We start from the raw sequence: 17,213 nt of genomic DNA on the forward strand, positions 1-17,213 counted from the left end.
AGGGCTCTCCCGAGCGCCTTAGTCGTAGTTACCAGCTAGCTTGCCGGAACGTTGCTCCGCGCGGCGGTGAATATACATTGTGAAATCGCGTACGGGGTAACGACCAACCCACAAAATAGCAACTCACTGTACTAAATTGTAATAGAATTTTACACAAAAAGCAAGCCAGGACAGATGTTCCCGCCTGTCCTGGCTTGAAATTCATTTATTTATTTTTCTTCCTCAGATGTACTGTCCCCGGCATTCTTTGCAGCTTCCTGGGCTGCAAGACGCTCCTGAACTCTCTTACGGTTTTTCTTCTTCGGTGCCGCCTGTCCATTTGCAGATGGAGCACTTGGTGCCTTTGCATTTGAAACAGTCTGCTTCGCCGGTGCAGAACCAGCTACAGCTTTTACAGTCTGTGCCTGTCCGCCGCCGATTTTCTTCTTCATTACCAGCCACAATGCTCCGGTAATGCATACAGAAGAATAAGCACCGCAGATAATACCAACCATCAGAGGAGCAGCAAACTCACGAATAGAAGATACACCCATGATGTAAAGAACTGCTACCATGATGAAGGTAGTAAGGGAAGTATAAATACTTCTGGTAAGTGTCTGTGTAATACTCCTGTTCACCACTTCCTCGATATCATCTACGCGCTTGCTTCCATGAAGATTCTCACGGATACGGTCGAAGATAACGATTGTGGCGTTGATGGAATAACCAACGATAGTCAGCATACAAGCGATAAAGGTATTTCCTACGGAAATTCTGGAAATCGCATAGAATGTAAGGACAACCAGTACGTCATGAAGAAGTGCAAGTACTGCACTGCCTGCAAAGCGGATATCCTTGAAACGGAACCAGATGTAAAGAAGCATGAAGATAGTCGCAACAATAACCGCTACTACTGCATCTCTTCTCATCTCATTGCTGACAGTAGAGGAAATGCTTTCTGCCTGGATCAGGGATTCATCTACACCAAACTTGTCAACAAGTGCCTGGTTCAATGCTTCACGCTCATCAAGATCCAGGGAACGGGTCTTGATGATAACCTGATTCGTTCCTACAACCTTGGTAGGCTGTACATTTTTATCTCCTGTAACCTCTTCTACAACAGGTGTAACCTCAGAGTCGATGGTCTTAATGTCCATGTCTTCGTTGAAGGTAACGTTGGTGGAAGTACCGCCTGAGAACTCAAGACTGTAGTTCAGGGCATTTCCACCTGTAGCTTTGTGGATCAGCATAGTTGCCGGTCCTGCAAAGATCAGGATAATGGAAAGGGTGAAGCAGAATCTTCTCTTTCCAACAAAATTGATAACTTTCTTCTCTTCGGTCTTGCCGTAGAATTTCTCATCGCGAACACCAACTGCATATAATGCATTGATCACAAGTCTGGAGAATACCAGTGCTGTGAACATGGAGATCACAATACCAAGTGCCAGTGTATATGCGAAACCTTTAACAGAACCGGTTCCTAACCACATCAGCACGAATGCTGCGATCAGGGTTGTGATGTTTCCATCAAAGATTGCGGAAAAGGCTTTGGAAAAACCTGCCTTGATAGCGGCTCTTACGGTAGAACCTGCACCGATTTCCTCACGGATACGTGCATAAATAATAACGTTTGCATCCACTGCCATACCAATACCAAGGATAATACCTGCAATACCCGGAAGCGTAAGGGTAATGTCAAATGCATTTAAGGTAAGCAGAATGGTTGCTGTGTAGAAAATCAGGGAGAAGCCTGCAACCACACCAGGTACACGATAAGCAATGATCATGAACAGAATTACGATGATCAGACCGATCAGACCTGCAATAAGGCTGGTGGAAATAGCTTCCTCACCAAGTTGTGCTGCTACAACGCTGGAACGAAGCTCTGTAAGCTCAAGGCTAAGAGATCCGATACGGATATAAGAAGCAAGCTCCTGTGCTCTCTCAACACTTTCCATACCACTGATCTGTGCTTTACCGCCTGTGATGGCTTCGTTTACTTTCGGAGCGCTTAATACACCGTTATCATAGATGATGGCGATCTGTTTTCCCACATTGTTCTGGGTTGCCTCAGCGAATTTGGTCTTTCCTTCATCTGTAAGAGTCAGATCTACTACATACTCTCTGCTGCTGGAATTCTGCTGCTGGATCGCACCACCTGTAGCATCTGCCACATCAGTACCTTCCAGAACTACAGAGCCTGCTGCACGGATCTCGTCAAGGCTTCTTGCCAGGGAATATCCTGTCTCACTGTTGGAATCTGCCTGGAAGTTTGCGTTTCCATCATCGTCCTGCTGTGTGATAAAGCAGAGGGAACCTGGCTGGCCAAGTTCTTCCAGGATGGCATTTGCATCTGTTACACCAGGAATCTCTACATTGATACGGTCAGAGCCTTCCTGATATACCTGAGCCTCTGTGCTGTACTGCTCAACACGTTTCTGCAGCTTGTACACGGTATCACTCATGTCTTCACTGCTTGGGTTGCTGTCCTTCGCCTGATATGTAATGCTGACACCACCTGCCAGATCAAGTCCGGTCTTGATATTCTTCATGGAACCGGTTCCCGTAGGGCCAATACCTACAGCAGCCGTATAGCAAAAGAACACGGTAACGATGGCAGTCAGGATCAGGACTAAGATACCTCTTGATTTTTTCATTGTTCTGTCCCTTCTTTTTTGTTTTTCGCAAAAGCAGGGGCTGACAGAAATCTTCGCAGCTGGCGAAGTGCTATCAGTCTTCTGCCAGTGCGGCTTTTATCATGATGGCGCACTCCACACGCTTCCTCTGGAGCTCGCATCCGATTTCATAATTACTTCTGATATCCTTATGGGCATGGTATCCGTTTGCTGCGCATCCGCCGCTGCAGTAGAATCTTGCAAAGCATTCCTTGCAGGCTGGCTTAGTATAAACATTGCAGCATCCGAAATCTTTCTGGATGTCAGGTCTTGTAATTCCCTCATCCACATTTCCCATCAGGTATTCTTCCTCACCAACAAACTGGTGACATGGGTAAAAATCCCCCCATGGAGTTACGGCAAGATACTCTGTGCCGCTTCCGCATCCGGAGAGTCTCTTGTATACACAGGGACCGCCGGTAAGATCGATCATAAAGTGGAAGAAATTAAAGCCTTTGCCCTCTTTCTCACGCTTAATCATCTCTTTCGCAAGAAGGTCGTATTCTTCCATAATCTTCGGCAGGTCTTCCTCGCGAAGCGCATACTCCTCAGATGGATCTGCCACTACAGGCTCTACGGAAATCTGCTTGAAGCCAAGGTCTGCAAGATGAAGGACATCCTGGGAGAAGTCAAGATTATGGTGAGTGAAGGTTCCTCTTACATAATACTTGTCCTGGTGGCGGGATTCTGCAAATTTCTCAAATTTCGGAAGGATCAGATCGTAGCTTCCTGCTCCCTTGCGGAACGGACGCATAAAATCGTGAACCTCCTTGCGGCCATCAATACTGAGAACCACATTTCCCATCTCTTTGTTGCAGAATTCCATTACCTCATCGTTCAGCAGAACGCCGTTGGTAGTAAGGGTAAAACGGAATTTCTTATTGTGGAGCTTCTCCTGCTCACGGCCGTATGCTACCAGATCCTTTACAACCTTCCAGTTCATAAGCGGCTCGCCGCCAAAGAAATCCACCTCCAGATTGTGTCTGGAGCCTGAATTGGCGATCAGGAAATCCAGTGCCTTCTTCCCTACCTCAAAAGACATGAGAGCTCGTCTTCCATGATACTCTCCTTCTTCTGCAAAGCAGTAGCGACAGGCAAGGTTACAATCATGGGCGATGTGCAGGCAGAGGGCTTTCACCACTGTCTGACGGTTCTTGGTAAATGCATCAATGGCATTTTCGTATACATCCCTGGTAAAAAGCATGCCGTCAGCTTTCAGCTTCTCACACTCTGTCACTGATGTCTTAATATCCTCTTCTGAAAACTGATCTCCCAGTTTTCCTACAATGGCAGCTGTGTCCAGACCCTCTTCCATATAAGGAAGTACTTCGTAGGTCACTTCGTCCACAACATGGATACATCCGCTGTTGATATCCAGCACGATGTTATAGCCATTGTTCTGATAACGGTGAATCAGACTCATGTTAATATATCCTTTCATTCTTTCCTATTGCATGAATAAGCAGCGGTTTTTACACCGCTGCTTACCGTTGTTCCCAGTTGCGAAGGAAATGTCGCCTGTGGGCGACATTCCTATGAAAGTCAGCTGCTCCGCGCCAATGGCGCTCCCACAGCTGCCGACCGCATTCGTAATCCGGGCTACCGCCCTACTTACTCCTACGGTCTAGCCCGTCTGATGTCTGTACAGCCGAGCAAGCGAGCTTGCTCAACTGCCCAGCCGCCATCTGGGACTTTCATAGTAAGTTATTTATTCTCGCAGCTCTGGTTTCCTACTGTACAGGATGTCTTGCATGCGGACTGACATGATGTCTGGCACTCGCCGCAACCGCCTTTCTTTACAGTGTTCTGCAGATTCTTTGTATTTAATGTTTTGATATGCTGCATAGTATTAGCCTCCTTATGTATATAATCTTTGCCTAGTATACCATATTTTTTTTTATTTTTAAAGCATTTTTTTATAGGCTTAGACGGGAATCTTCCAGGATTCTTTCATGGAATCCCTCAAGCTGTATTTTTTCAGGATAACATGCCCCCAAGAGCACCGCCTCCCAGACACATCAGGAACGTAGTTACTGCATGCATCAGGCTCATATCCCATTTTCCTTTTGCCACAAAAGATACCGTAATTAAAAGCAGATAGTAAAAAACACCTACCAGAATCCCCCATAAATATTTATCTTTGCGTAGGATTTTTCCTGCCAGAAAGCCTCCTAAAAGGCAGGACAAAATATAAACAGCTACAATTCCTGCCGACACCGGCTTTTCCCCCAGGTCAAACTGGAACAGAAGGAATGCCAGAAACAAAAGGAATATTCCAGTAACTGCATAAGAAAAAAGTAAGGATTTTAAAATTGCTTTCATTTTCATAAAAACAGCCCTCCCATATGCAATATATGGAAGGGCTGACCTGGTTATTCGTCTTATGTCAAAGCCTGTTATTTATTTTTTCTTTTTGCGGACTATGATCACAATAATGATAACAGCCGCTGCTGCGATCACAAGGATCACAAACGGAAGGATCACTGTGTTATCGCCGGTTTTTACTGCACTTGAGGTCTGGTTCTGGCCATTGCTTCCAGTTGTAGTCCCAGCTGTCTGTCCACCAGAGGTACCGTTGGAGCTGTTTTCTGTTCCATTTGCGGAAGTACCATCTGTTCTGGTTGTACCCTGGGATGTCCCTGCTGAAGTGCCAGTTCCGGAAGTTCCGCTTCCAGAAGTTCCATTTGTTATGGAGCTGCCAGTTCCGTTTTCTGCACTGCCTGTAGTAGTTCCAGAAGTACCATTTGTGGTTCCAGAGTTGCTTTCTGTACCGGAATTATCTGAATTTCCAGTTCCATTTCCGCTGGTTCCATTGGAAGTTCCTGTACCATTTCCAGCTGTTCCTGCTGTTCCATTAGTACCTGTTCCAGTTACAGACGGGGATGGTGTAGGAGTCCCGCTAATAGCCTGGGTTGGTGTCGGGGTAGGTGTACCTTTATCCCCGTAAGCGCCATTTGCAATATCCTCCCCTACGATCGGACGGAAACCTGCGATTCCAAAGGGACTGAAGGAATGTGTACTGAATATCATGGTGCTTCCATTTACACTTGGAACAATGGTCTCTGTGGCGCCATTGTCAAGGAGATGCTCGATGGAGTACTCGTATCCCTCTTTCACCGGAATGGTTACACTTACATACTGTCCGTCCGGGATCTCATACTCTGTATTATTCTTCAGATTCCATAATTTGAACTCATAGGACTGGAAAATAGTGGCTTTCTCTTCATTCTTAAATTCATAGCTATTGCCGCTGGTTACCTGGAACTGAACATACCAAGGAAGGTCGATTCCAGATACGGAAATGCCCTCACAGCTGTGGTTCTCAGCTGCTCTTGCAGCCTGCTCTTCTTCTGTCAGATTGTCCTCTGCTGTGTCAGGTCTTGAATCTGCCAGTGAAAAATCAAGGGGATTGTCGAAAATGTTCTTCTGATCACCTTCTGTTCCCTCTTCCTCTGCAGATTTCTCCTCCGACTCATCAGCCTCATCACTGCCGTCCAGGACAGTCGCTCCTGGCATTGCTGCGCCAAAATTCTCATTCAGCTTACCAGTTCCTTCTAGCGGGTCTACTGTTTCTGTACTGTCAGCTGCAGATAGGCTGTTATCTGCTTCTGTGTCGTCTCTGGTATCTGCTTCAGCCTTCTGGTCTGAAGATGCTGTATCATTTTCTGTCTGGCTTTCGTCAGATGATTCATCTGGAGCTTCTGTGCCAACAGTCACATTTTCTGCATCACTGGAAATATCTTCTGCACTTCCAGTAACCGTATCCTGAGAAATTTCTTCCTTGTCAGCTGCTGTCTCACTTTCATCTGCTGATGAACTGTCCTCGGTATCGGTATTCTCCTTGCCAGAATCTGCTGTGTTTTCTTTTATATTCTCTGTTTTCTGGTCTTCTGATGGAGCATCAGCATTTTTATCTGAAGCATCATTCTGTGATGAATCATCTTTCGTCACAGTATCTGTGCCAGAAAGGAAATCTTCTGCCGGTGTCTGCTCGGATGATACTGCTTCCCCCTCCCCTTCTATGCTGCTGACTACGACTGTGATCTTGCCCTTCACAACCTTTTTATCCGCATCCCAGCCGGAAAGATAGGAAAGATCCACATCTTCTGCTGGTTTAAACACAACTTCACAGGACTGGACTCTTTTATTTGGAACAAAAGATGTGTCCACCCATGAAAGGGTTCCATAATCACTTTTCGGCAATGTCACTTCTGAAAGGGCTATTGGCTGGTCTATGGTAATATTATCCGGAATGAGACTGGATGTCTCAAGTGTGGTCTCGGTGTTCTGTCCCCACGCAGTAACCGGATAAGCCTGTCCGGTCATCAAAACTGCTGTCATTGCAGCTGCCGCAAGTAAGGATACACTTTTTCTGTACATAACGTTTTTTTTCTTCTTCATCCTGGCACCTCTGTTGTATATATATAAATTAATTATATGATCAAAATGTAAGCATTTCTTTTTCTTTAACGTATACTATATCAAATCTTTACTCTTTTGTAAATATTCTGTAACAATTTATTTTATTCTTTACCACACCGAATTATAACACAGTTCTACCTTTTTCGACACCCCCCAATTCTATTTTTTATATCCTATTTTTTCGTTGTTTTTCCCCTTTTTGTTTTCCTTGCATTTTCACTCTGAATCATGTATATTCTTTCTTAACATTATTATAAAAAAGGAGTGAACATAGTTTGGATTCAAGTGTCCCTATACAGGCGGTCACCATATTGATTCTGGTGCTTTTGTCCGCCTTCTTTTCCTCTGCAGAAACCTCTATGACGGCAGCCAACCGCATCCGCATCCATTCCCTGGCTGAACAGGGCAACAAGCGTGCGATTACTTTGGAGAAGGTAATTTCCAATTCAGGAAAAATGCTCAGCACTATTTTAATTGGAAATAACATTGTAAACATCGCTGCTTCTTCCCTTGCCACAACCTTTACCATGAAAGTGTTTGGAAGCATGTATATCGGTGTTGCTACCGGTGTTATGACTCTTCTGGTTCTTCTCTTCGGAGAGATTACCCCGAAGACCATTGCCACCCTGAAAGCCGATGACCTGGCCCTTTCTTACGCAAGACCGGTTTATGCCCTTATGACAGTGCTGACTCCTGTCATTTATATTGTTGGAAAGCTTGCAAACGGCATTCTTTTTGTCCTTCGGGTAGATCCCAATGCCAAGAAGGATACCATCACTGAGCACGAGCTTCGTTCCATGGTAAATGTGGGACAGGAAAATGGTGTTATTGAGCGGGAAGAAAAGCAGATGATCTACAATGTGTTTGATTTCGGCGATTCTGCTGCCAAAGATGTTATGATCCCCCGAATCGACATGACCTTTATTGATGTGGACTCCACGTACCAGGAGCTTATGGATGTTTTTAAGGAGGATATGCATACCCGTTTTCCGGTTTATGAGGACAATACAGACAATGTAGTTGGAATTATCAATGTGAAAGATCTTCTTCTCTATCCGGAACATGAACCATTTTCTATCCGAAGGATTCTTCGCGAGCCTTATTTCACCTATGAATATAAGCGCACCACAGACCTTATGATGGAAATGCGGAAGGCTTCTGTGAACCTTGCAATTGTCCTTGACGAGTACGGTTCTACTGCTGGTCTTGTCACTTTGGAGGACCTTCTGGAAGAGATTGTAGGAGAAATCCGGGATGAATATGACGAGGATGAGGAAGAGCCCATCCGTGAGATCCAGCCTGGCAGAGAATATGAGGTGCTTGGTTCTGCCAAACTGGATGATATCAATGAATCTCTGGGAACCCATCTTGAATCAGAGGACTATGACTCTGTAGGCGGCTATATTATTGAGCAGCTTGACTGCCTGCCGCGGGAGGGAGAATCCGTTACCTTGGAGGACGGCATGCATCTGGTTGTGGACGAGTTAGATAAGAATCGTATTGAACTGGTGCACATCTGGCTTCCGGAGCGCAAAGATACCGAAGAGACCAACAACGTTTAAACAAAAATCATAATTTCGCGTCCAATTCTTCTGCCTATATGGACTAGCTAAAAATCCGAATGTTTCTTATTCTTTTATAAGAACATTCGGATTTTCTGTTTCTACGCCTTTCCTCTATCTCCCAGCATCAGGCAGAACTGCTTTATGATCCGGCCGATTTCTCCGGTGACAGCCTCCACTCCGGCTTCTGTTTCCCGCCAGTTTTCTCTGGTGATCCCATCCGGGCACGCCGGGCACACCAGAAACTCTGTCTCCGGGTATAAAAGTCGATAATACATCAGGGATCTTCTGGCGTGATAAGTTTTGCAGCAGAGAATTGCTTTTTTCACCGGAAGTCTGTGAAGATCCGTCACCTGTCTGGAAAAAATTGCATTTTCATAGGTAAATGTAGCCTGGTCTTCCCTAAAAATTGCCTCTTCTGGAACTCCATTTTTCATAAGCACTGTTTTTAGGAATTCCCATTCCGTCTCGTAATTTCCATCATAAAGTTCTTTCTTCGACTGTACACCTACAAATTTCCCCAAAGTAATACTATATCGTCCGCTTGGTAAAACATAAGGGGCATAGCCTTCTTTATATAAAGAAGCCGCTTTTTCGGCCATCTCCGGAAAACCATTTCCAGGCACAAAAATAATGTCTGCCTTCTCTGGTTTATTTTCTGCAAAAACAAAATCCTCTGTATTTTTCAAAAACTCAGTGTAATCCACGTTTTATCCCCTTTTCTATCCCATATGGTATTTCCAATTCTTTACATTATAGCTTCTTTTTTCTCCTTTTTCTACCCCAAAGCACATTTCTGCTGACTTCTTATTTCGTCACGATCAGCGTACTGTAGCCATCATCCCGAAGCCGCTGCTCCATGCGGATGGCATTGTCCAGCTGCAAAAATGCCCCCACCTGTACCTTATAAAATTCACCATCCTGTAAAATATATGCCGGATAGCCTTTTTCCTGAAGCATATACAGCATCCGGTCTGCATTCTCCCGTTTGCGGAAAACACCGGTCTGCACACGGTAGTACATCGGCTCCTCGCCTTGCTGCTGATCCAGTGTTCCAAGGATTGCACCGGCAATAGCCCGGGCAATCTCCTCATTCTTTTCATCATACATTTTATTGTCTTCATCAGAATTTATAAATCCAGTCTCAATAAGAAGTGCCGGCATTTTTGTTTTTCGCAGCACAACAAGACCTGGTCTTGCCTGAACTCCGATTTCCCGAAAGCCCAGTTCCCCTAATGCCCCTACAATGTTCTGCGCCATCTCATATTTGATTCCGCTTTTGTCATAAACCAGCACTTCCACTCCGTTATACTGGTTCACCTCAGGACTGCTGTTCCTGTGAAACGAAATAAAATAATCCACCTTCGCCTCATTTGCCAGTTTTGCCCTCTCAAATGGAGAAATATAATCGTCTGTAGTTCTTGTATATAAAACTTCAATTCCGTTTTCAGACAAAATCCTTCCTACATCCATAGCCAGAGCAAGGTTGTCGTCTTTTTCCCTACGGCCTTTATATACGGCACCTGGATCGTTTCCGCCATGCCCGGCGTCAATCATAATAGAATACGGCATGTCAAATTTTCCTTCCAAAATACTATTTCTCTATTAGAATATGTAAAAAAATACCAAAAGCAACTTGGTAATTGGTGTTATGTTATTTTTCCTTGATTTTACGCGGTTTCTGAGGTTCTCAACCTGTTGCCAACTGTTGCCAGAATCGCTGCGTTTTTTTGACCTAGCGTGGATTCCTTTTTATGGCGCTCTTTCAGATAAATGTTCTCTGTTGTGGTATGATATTTATGTCCGACATCAGAACTGATATCTGTTAAGTTGATTCCGCGCTCATACATCATTGTGACATATGATTTTCTGCCTGCATGGCTTGGTTTATATGGCAGATTTGCAGCACGGCAAAAAACTCTATACCTCTTTGCCATATCCGGCTGCGGGATGAGGGTATTCCTAAAACTTGAGCAAATGAACTTGCTGTCAATGCCCTGCTGCTCGTTTCGGTGTTTCATTTCTTTCAGCCAATACAGTGCCGCGTCATTCAGTTCAATTACTCGGCGGCTGTTCTCGGTCTTCGGAGTGCTGGGTTCGCTTACCATCATCCCCGCTTCATAATCCTTGTACAGGGCGTGAGTCTTATTAATATGAAACAATCCTTTCTCAAAATCCACATCATCCCAGGTTGCCTCAATGATTTCCCCGATTCTCATACCTGAAAAAATCTGAAATAACATAATTGCACTGAACCGGTATTTGCATCTTGTCCTCCAAAACCGCTCTGATGCGTCCCATAACTGCAATATCTCTTCGTCGCTCCATGCGTCCGTTTCGTGAGTACGTTTTGTACTACATAAATTCGTGTTTATCTTGACATATGAAAAATAGTTTCTTAATATAATATCATGTGCGACAGCATACTCAAAAACCATTGACATTGCGCTTTTGATATGACTCATAGTGGATTTGCTCAATTCCTTTTTGTAGAGCGAATTAATGAACTCCTGGCATTCCGGTAACCTCACGTCCGCAATACGTGACTGCCCGAATGCCGAATTTTTTACGTGATTTTCATACATCCCGTAATATCCGCTCTGCGTCTGGCCCTTGACCCCCTCTTTTCGGCTCTTTAACCATTTCTGCATAACATCCGCAACCGTGATGTTTTCACTATTGGCGTCTGTAATTGCATCGTATGCAGCCTGCTGAAATCTCTGCTCTACCTCCTCGCGTGTATTACATACAATCTGATGACGCTTGCCATCTTTTGAATATCTCGCCGGCAGTACACAGTAATACTGTGTAACGCCGCCTTTTTGCCTTTCCGTAATCTTCGGCGTTATAACGCTGTTCTCCATCAATACCTCCTGAATCTCCAGCATTTTCGCCGCTTTCATGTCATCTGCAGTAATTTTACCAGATTTTACCAACATTTCCAATAATTTATCGCTAACGTTTGCCATATTGCCTTCCCTCCGTATTCGTGTTTGAAGGCAATATGCTGGATTTTTTGAAAAACGATAAAACGGCAAAAAAATTTAAAAAAAAGAGAGGTTTCCCTCTCTTGAAAAACACCTCCCGGCGCTTATAACCGTTTTACACAGTCAATCTTAATATTAATCCATCCCGCGCCGCTCTTCAGATAACCCCAATCCCCGGATGTTTTAGTAATTGTGAAAATGCCTCTTCCGGTATAACCCAAAACGCCGGCGTTGATGCTGGCTGCTTTTCGGATTCTCAGATACTTACTCGTCACCTGTACCTGGAATGAACCATCTGCGGCAGCGGCCTTTTTATGTGTATAGACCTTCTTTCCAGCGCTGTCAAAAACGGAATACCCCTCCGGGCAATTCGCCTTCGCATTTTCCAGAACTCTATACGCCCCAATCTGTGACGCTGCTTTGTTCCATGCGGTTCTCACTCGGTATAATTGACCGGATGCGGCTGGGGCTGCCGGCGTAGTATTGGCAGCTGTCAATTTCGCTTTGAATTTCTCCCACTCTCCCGGGTGGATTTTATCACACCATGGGTTCGGGCAGATTTTGCCGTTTACATCGTAGTGCCTGATTACGTGTTCGGCGTCAATGTCCAGTTCTTTCATGAGTTTTTTAATTAATTCAATTGCCGCATTAACGGTTTTATCTTCAAAGTACCAGTCAGTATCCCAGTCTCCCAAACTCTCAACGTTTTTCTTTTTAACACATAATTCAATTCCAATTGAATTTGCATTTGTGCACTTTTGGTAAAACGCCCCGCCATACTGCGTCTGACGGTCTCCGCCGCAATGCCAGCTGTAATGCGTGTAATAGTCGTTACACTGCCAGATGTCACCGTTGAACCCAACAAATAAATCGGCGCTGGCGTGCCTGTTAATGTTCTTGAAAAACTCTGTATTATTTTTCGCATCTCCAAGGGCGCCCACATAATGTACCACGATATATTTGATATCGGCTTTTGTTCTATGTAATGCGGTATGATTTATGTTAGTGATATTTTTGTTAATCGTCATCTTTTTCACCTTCCTTTAAATATAGTAAGGGGCGGCAAAACCGCCCCCCCTTGGCGCCTCACTCGGCGCCCTTCTCCTCGTTGTCTACCTCTGGCAATCCGGTTTTCATTGATATCAGGATTGACGCCAGACAGGCCAACGCGGCTGTACTAAGTATTGTTTTCCAATCTACGGCAGATATAACCACACTCGCAGGTATGAGAGGCGCCGCAACCTGTCCAAAAGTTTTTATGCATCGTATAAGGGCCGCTTTCCACCACGGCATACTCTTATCCTTGATTTCAGGCAATCCGGCCAGACTCGTGATGATTGATGCCACACCAGCACACAGCGCCATACCAATCATCAGCCGAAAATCTACTGCTGAAATTGTAGCACCTGCCGGAATAAGACCAATAGCAGCACACAGAACAGTCTTTAATGCCCTGATTCCTGCTGCCTTGCACCACTGCCCGGATTTAGTTTTCAGCCAGGCGTTAAATTTTGCTTTTAATTTCTCCATCTCTTACACCTCCTCCACAAAACCTTCACCTGTGATGATTTTGTACTCTTCTTTTGTTATCCACATTTTATCCACCGCATCATGCACCCGGGATTTGCTCCACAATCCGCGGTCGTAGAATCTTTTTACAGTGCCAAATTTTTTACTCATTTTTTTACCCTCCTTTTTAGTTCTCGAGGTCGGTATCTGTCATCATGGCCAGATACTCAAGGTCGGCAGAAATCTTTTCCACCTTTGCAGACACTCGCTCTAATTTCGCCTCGGTTGTCTCCGGCTCGGTCTCTATGAGCTCAGAAGTCTCGGTGTATTCTCTGCAGCTTCCCAACGGGTCTATCGCCTCAACATAACGGATGCCGTTTCTTTCAATATAGAACCCGCTGTCTGAGGCGGTTTTGGTATAGTTTTTGTCGTCTATTTTGACAGTTTCTGAAATAATCATAATAAAAAATCCTCCTTATACTCCTTTAATATATTCTGCTAGTCTCGTCCAGTTTGTCGTCTGCTTCCATTCATCGGCCAGGGCGGCAGGGACTAGGATTTCCAGGTCAGAACTAGCCACGTTAAATATCGTTGCATCTTGCATTGTCGGCACTGCCTTACAATGCGTCAGGTTAACAGTTTTTAGACTCCAACAACCGGATAATGCGCCTGAATAAAAAATCTTTACATTCCCAAGAAAAGAAATTTTCTCTAAACTCTTGCAGTTCCTGCAAAATTCATTCGGAATATACGCGATACCTGCATTTACGACAATTTCACTGATTGCATTATCGTAAGCGACAGCTCCTTCTTGCGGGTTTACGATGTTTTTAAAATTTAGTCTTTTCAACGCATTACACTGATAGATTGCATTCTGCTCTAGATTTTGGACACTCACCGGGAGTGAAATGGTTCTTAGGCAGCTGCACATATTAAATGCGCTGTACGGTATAGCCTCAACTCCTGACGGAATTGTCATAAACTCAATTGATGAGCATTTAAAACATTCATCAGCCAGTGCCGTTATCCCTTGGTTCATAGATACACTATGTAATGCATAATTCTTGAGGAATATGCCCTTGTTAAATTTCGTAACCCTATCTCCAATATATACCTTTCTCAGTGTATTACATCCCTCGGAAGTGTCTATGGAATCTATGCTAATTAGAGGTAGTGCGTTTGCTCCAAATAAAAGGTCACAATCCTCATCAATTGTCAGTGTAATTGTGTATCGTCCCGGCTGGTTATAAATGTGAGTAGAAGAGACATCACTAGAGACTGCCGCTGACCGCTCATTCTTTCCATCTCCCCAATCAATCAGCACACCTGACGCTTTAGTCTGCGAAAATCTCACACGAATATCGCGTCTCTCTAAAACTTCAATCTCCAGCCTCGTCGCCCCGTCATCGGTCGTATACAATGCCCCAATGTCTGCCATTTCAGCATTGGCTTTAACCTCCTCCAGGGTGTAATTCCACCCCTGAAACACCAGCCCGGAATGTTCCGGCGGCGTTGGTAATGTCGTCAACGCCTTCGCCTCTGCCTCGGTATATGAGGCAATCAGGGTTCCGTCATAATCAAAAAAATTAACATCTTTCTCTTTGATTTCTTCTGCCGGTGCACTGCCTCCGCCTGTCTGTATGCTGTCAATCTCTGATACAAAACCGGCGGGGAATGCCAATTTGTCTTTTTTTTCCGTTTTTTTTCTGATTGAATCGGCAATAGATGTGAGGGATGTTTCCTGAACTGTTAAAATATTGCTCATTAATATACTCCCTCCTCTGCTGCGGTCATCACGATGTCAATCTGTGTGCTGCCGTCGTAGCTGTATCGTTTGCCGTTAATCGTGATATTTAAAGCCTGTGCCGGTTCTGGTGTTACCGGTTCCGGGATTTCTACGGTAACGGGGTTTTTGCCGTCGTATGTATATGTAGTTGTTCCATACTTGATTGTCAGGACCTGGTTATCCGTTACTGCCGGAATCGTGAGGGTTACAGCCTCTGCTCCGGTGTATGTGTACTCCTGGTCTCCAATTGTAATTGTCAGCGGCTCGGATGCTGCCGGGGTGCTGCCTCCGCCGGTATTGATTGGAATCTCAATTGCGGTCTTGCCGTCATATGTATATGCAGTTCCGTTTACTGTAATTGTGAGTGTCTGCAGTGAGACTGTACCGCCTCCACCGCCAGAACCACCTGACAGAAATGCGATTAATGCATCGGCAATGTTTACCGCTTCGCCGGCGCTGTTTAAAAACTCGCCTGTCATCGGCGCAATCGTATCCATATTATATCTTTCTCCGGTTTTGACTCCACCGCTCAGCGCATCAACCCAATTCACTGGCTCGCCGGCTGAATTTAATATCGTTCCATTTTTTGGCATCATACTCATTGTTTTATGCCTCCTTGTAGTTTTCTTCCTTATAGTTAATATGACAAATCCTCCGAAAAATAAAAATCGCCCCGGATTGCTCCGGGGCTTGGTTAGTCATCATGCATCATATGTGAAACGCCTGCCGCCGTGAGGGCTCGGCGCTGGTCCTCTTTTGTTTTTTGCGCCGCCTTTAATGCCGCGTGCATATCGCCGTTGCAGTGGGCGGACGGGATTCTACTAATGGCAGTGGCTGTACTGATTGATAAATCTAGCGCACCATCTAACGATTTCAGAATTATCAATTGTAGCGCTTCTTGCCGCTCTTCCCTCTCTTTGCGCTCTTTCTCGTGTTTTTCTGTCATACTCTTTACAATGCCAAACGCAGCAGAAACCGCACCGATAATGCTGCAAATTATTGTAATTGCCGTAATAAATAACTGTTCCATTATGCCTCCCCGCCTGCTTTCTCTAACTGCAGGTGAATAATTTTGTAATCATATCTTCCATTACTGTCTTTCTCGGTTGATTGCCCGATTGCATATAAAATGCCGTTTTTCTCATCTATCCAATACTGCCCGGGTTCATTGAAATAATCCGGGGCAATATCGTAATCACCCAATGCAGGTATGCCGTTTTCAGCCGTCCATTCATAGTCAAAATTGCTTGCACCCTCCGGTGTTGTTCCTCTGAATAGAAAGCCGATTTTGTCGGTGCTCCGTCTCCTGAGCAGATAGTAGTAACCGCCATAATAAAATACGTTTTCCGGGATAGTGTCCAGAGTTGAGTTATTATAACCATCTTGATTATACAGTGTGCTTGTCGCTGTTTTTGGCTTTACGGTTAGATACTGCTTACTGTTATGTATTGAATAATATGTAACATAATCTCCAGCCATATAGAACCGGCGGGCCTTCTCCGCGCTCGTGTAATTGATAATTCGCTGATTGCTGCTCATCAAATCCCGGATATATGTACCGTCTAGCGCCCTTTCGGTGATTTTTCCGTATGCGTTAGGACCGCTGCCGCTGATATATGCACTCTCTGCACACACCATTGACTCACCGCATACCGCCAGCACCGCATACCCAGTATCCGTTACCAGTTTTCCATCTTTGATATATGCCAGCATTGGCGGGCGGGATACGGTCTCGGCCTGCTCCGCTCCCTCTATGTAACCCATAGGAAAATGCATTGGAATCATTCCGCCCCCGCCGTTAAAATTCGGGCGGTTAGGGTGAGCGGACAAATAATTTGACATCTTTGAAAAAATGCTGCCCCATTGTTCCTCGGTATCGGTCAGCTCCGGGGCGAATGTGTGACAAATAAAACTTTCAGCAGTTTCCCCGCCCTCTATATACCAGGCGGTCTCACTTTCCACAATTGCGCCATCATTTAACACGTGCACACCGTAAAGCGGCGTATCGTTCCATAGAAATGATGCGCTTTCATTATCATCAAGAAAATTTGAAAAAGAAACTGTAAAAATATTCTGACCGTGAACGTTGAAAAATTTTGCTTCTTTGTCGGTTCCTCGGCTGATTACATACGGGCATAACAGGCCGTTTTTAGTGAATCTATAATACCTGAGCGTTGTATCGGCCAGCTGCTCGCTTGCTCGCTCCCAGATGAGGCGGGCGCCGTGATAAATTTGTTTGATATTATCCGGCGGCAGAATCTTTTTGCCGCCATAATACATTGCATATTTCATC

17 protein-coding genes are annotated in these 17,213 nt (G+C 44.9%); 1 reads left to right on the forward strand and 16 read right to left on the reverse strand.

The window, feature by feature from the left end; all coding sequences use genetic code 11:
- Positions 1-209: 209 nt before the first annotated feature.
- The 5 genes from secD to LIQ05_RS04415 all read right to left on the reverse strand — a co-directional run bounded on the left by secD (position 210) and on the right by LIQ05_RS04415 (position 7,055).
- Positions 210-2,636 (reverse strand): protein translocase subunit SecD, encoded by a 2,427-nt coding sequence (gene secD / locus LIQ05_RS04395; RefSeq protein ID WP_226818930.1) that lies wholly within the window; start codon positions 2,634-2,636, stop codon positions 210-212.
- A 73-nt stretch (positions 2,637-2,709) separates the two neighbouring features.
- The gene (gene scfB, locus LIQ05_RS04400) at positions 2,710-4,077 is read right to left on the reverse strand and encodes a thioether cross-link-forming SCIFF peptide maturase (protein ID WP_226818932.1); all 1,368 of its coding nucleotides are present in this window, start codon (positions 4,075-4,077) and stop codon (positions 2,710-2,712) included.
- A 281-nt stretch (positions 4,078-4,358) separates the two neighbouring features.
- Positions 4,359-4,499: a six-cysteine ranthipeptide SCIFF gene (scfA, locus tag LIQ05_RS04405; protein ID WP_021926839.1), complete on the reverse strand. Its 141-nt coding sequence runs from the start codon at positions 4,497-4,499 to the stop codon at positions 4,359-4,361.
- Positions 4,500-4,631: 132 nt separating this feature from the next.
- Complete coding sequence (locus tag LIQ05_RS04410) at positions 4,632-4,982, reverse strand: TIGR04086 family membrane protein (RefSeq protein ID WP_226818934.1); 351 nt, start codon at positions 4,980-4,982, stop codon at positions 4,632-4,634.
- Between the two features lie 72 nt (positions 4,983-5,054).
- Positions 5,055-7,055 (reverse strand): MSCRAMM family adhesin SdrC, encoded by a 2,001-nt coding sequence (locus LIQ05_RS04415; protein ID WP_226818936.1) that lies wholly within the window; start codon positions 7,053-7,055, stop codon positions 5,055-5,057.
- Positions 7,056-7,351: 296 nt separating this feature from the next.
- On the opposite strand from LIQ05_RS04415, the gene LIQ05_RS04420 reads away from it, so the two are divergent.
- Positions 7,352-8,638 carry an HlyC/CorC family transporter gene (locus LIQ05_RS04420; RefSeq protein WP_226818938.1) on the forward strand — a complete coding sequence of 429 codons (1,287 nt, stop codon included), beginning with the start codon at positions 7,352-7,354 and terminating at the stop codon, positions 8,636-8,638.
- A gap of 101 nt (positions 8,639-8,739) precedes the next feature.
- On the opposite strand, the gene LIQ05_RS04425 is transcribed toward LIQ05_RS04420, so the two are convergent.
- The 11 genes from LIQ05_RS04425 to LIQ05_RS04475 form a co-directional block, all read right to left on the reverse strand.
- Positions 8,740-9,345: a YdcF family protein gene (locus LIQ05_RS04425; RefSeq protein ID WP_226818940.1), complete on the reverse strand. Its 606-nt coding sequence runs from the start codon at positions 9,343-9,345 to the stop codon at positions 8,740-8,742.
- A 100-nt stretch (positions 9,346-9,445) separates the two neighbouring features.
- Positions 9,446-10,210: an N-acetylmuramoyl-L-alanine amidase gene (locus LIQ05_RS04430; RefSeq protein WP_226819263.1), complete on the reverse strand. Its 765-nt coding sequence runs from the start codon at positions 10,208-10,210 to the stop codon at positions 9,446-9,448.
- 98 nt (positions 10,211-10,308) lie between these two features.
- Positions 10,309-11,607, reverse strand: a complete 1,299-nt coding sequence (locus LIQ05_RS04435) for a tyrosine-type recombinase/integrase (protein WP_215661350.1) — start codon at positions 11,605-11,607, stop codon at positions 10,309-10,311.
- A gap of 122 nt (positions 11,608-11,729) precedes the next feature.
- Positions 11,730-12,653 (reverse strand): N-acetylmuramoyl-L-alanine amidase family protein, encoded by a 924-nt coding sequence (locus LIQ05_RS04440; RefSeq protein ID WP_215661352.1) that lies wholly within the window; start codon positions 12,651-12,653, stop codon positions 11,730-11,732.
- 58 nt (positions 12,654-12,711) lie between these two features.
- Positions 12,712-13,155: a holin gene (locus tag LIQ05_RS04445; RefSeq protein ID WP_226818942.1), complete on the reverse strand. Its 444-nt coding sequence runs from the start codon at positions 13,153-13,155 to the stop codon at positions 12,712-12,714.
- Positions 13,156-13,158: 3 nt separating this feature from the next.
- Positions 13,159-13,305, reverse strand: coding sequence for an XkdX family protein (locus LIQ05_RS04450; RefSeq protein ID WP_215661354.1), 147 nt, complete (start codon positions 13,303-13,305; stop codon positions 13,159-13,161).
- A 16-nt stretch (positions 13,306-13,321) separates the two neighbouring features.
- On the reverse strand, positions 13,322-13,594 hold the full coding sequence (locus LIQ05_RS04455) for a hypothetical protein (protein ID WP_215661356.1): 273 nt from the start codon (positions 13,592-13,594) through the stop codon (positions 13,322-13,324).
- Between the two features lie 15 nt (positions 13,595-13,609).
- The gene (locus LIQ05_RS04460; RefSeq protein ID WP_226818944.1) at positions 13,610-14,899 is read right to left on the reverse strand and encodes a leucine-rich repeat domain-containing protein; all 1,290 of its coding nucleotides are present in this window, start codon (positions 14,897-14,899) and stop codon (positions 13,610-13,612) included.
- A complete protein-coding gene (locus tag LIQ05_RS04465) occupies positions 14,899-15,522 on the reverse strand; it encodes a hypothetical protein (RefSeq protein ID WP_226818946.1) in 624 nt (207 codons plus the stop codon). Before LIQ05_RS04465 ends, LIQ05_RS04460 begins: the two co-directional genes overlap by 1 nt.
- Before the next feature lie 92 nt (positions 15,523-15,614).
- Positions 15,615-15,950, reverse strand: a complete 336-nt coding sequence (locus LIQ05_RS04470) for a serine/threonine protein kinase (protein ID WP_215661365.1) — start codon at positions 15,948-15,950, stop codon at positions 15,615-15,617.
- Complete coding sequence (locus LIQ05_RS04475) at positions 15,950-17,212, reverse strand: hypothetical protein (RefSeq protein ID WP_226818948.1); 1,263 nt, start codon at positions 17,210-17,212, stop codon at positions 15,950-15,952. Before LIQ05_RS04475 ends, LIQ05_RS04470 begins: the two co-directional genes overlap by 1 nt.
- Position 17,213 lies beyond the last annotated feature (1 nt).

Origin of the sequence: Blautia glucerasea, assembly GCF_020537505.1 — a bacterium.
Lineage (GTDB): Bacteria > Bacillota > Clostridia > Lachnospirales > Lachnospiraceae > Blautia_A.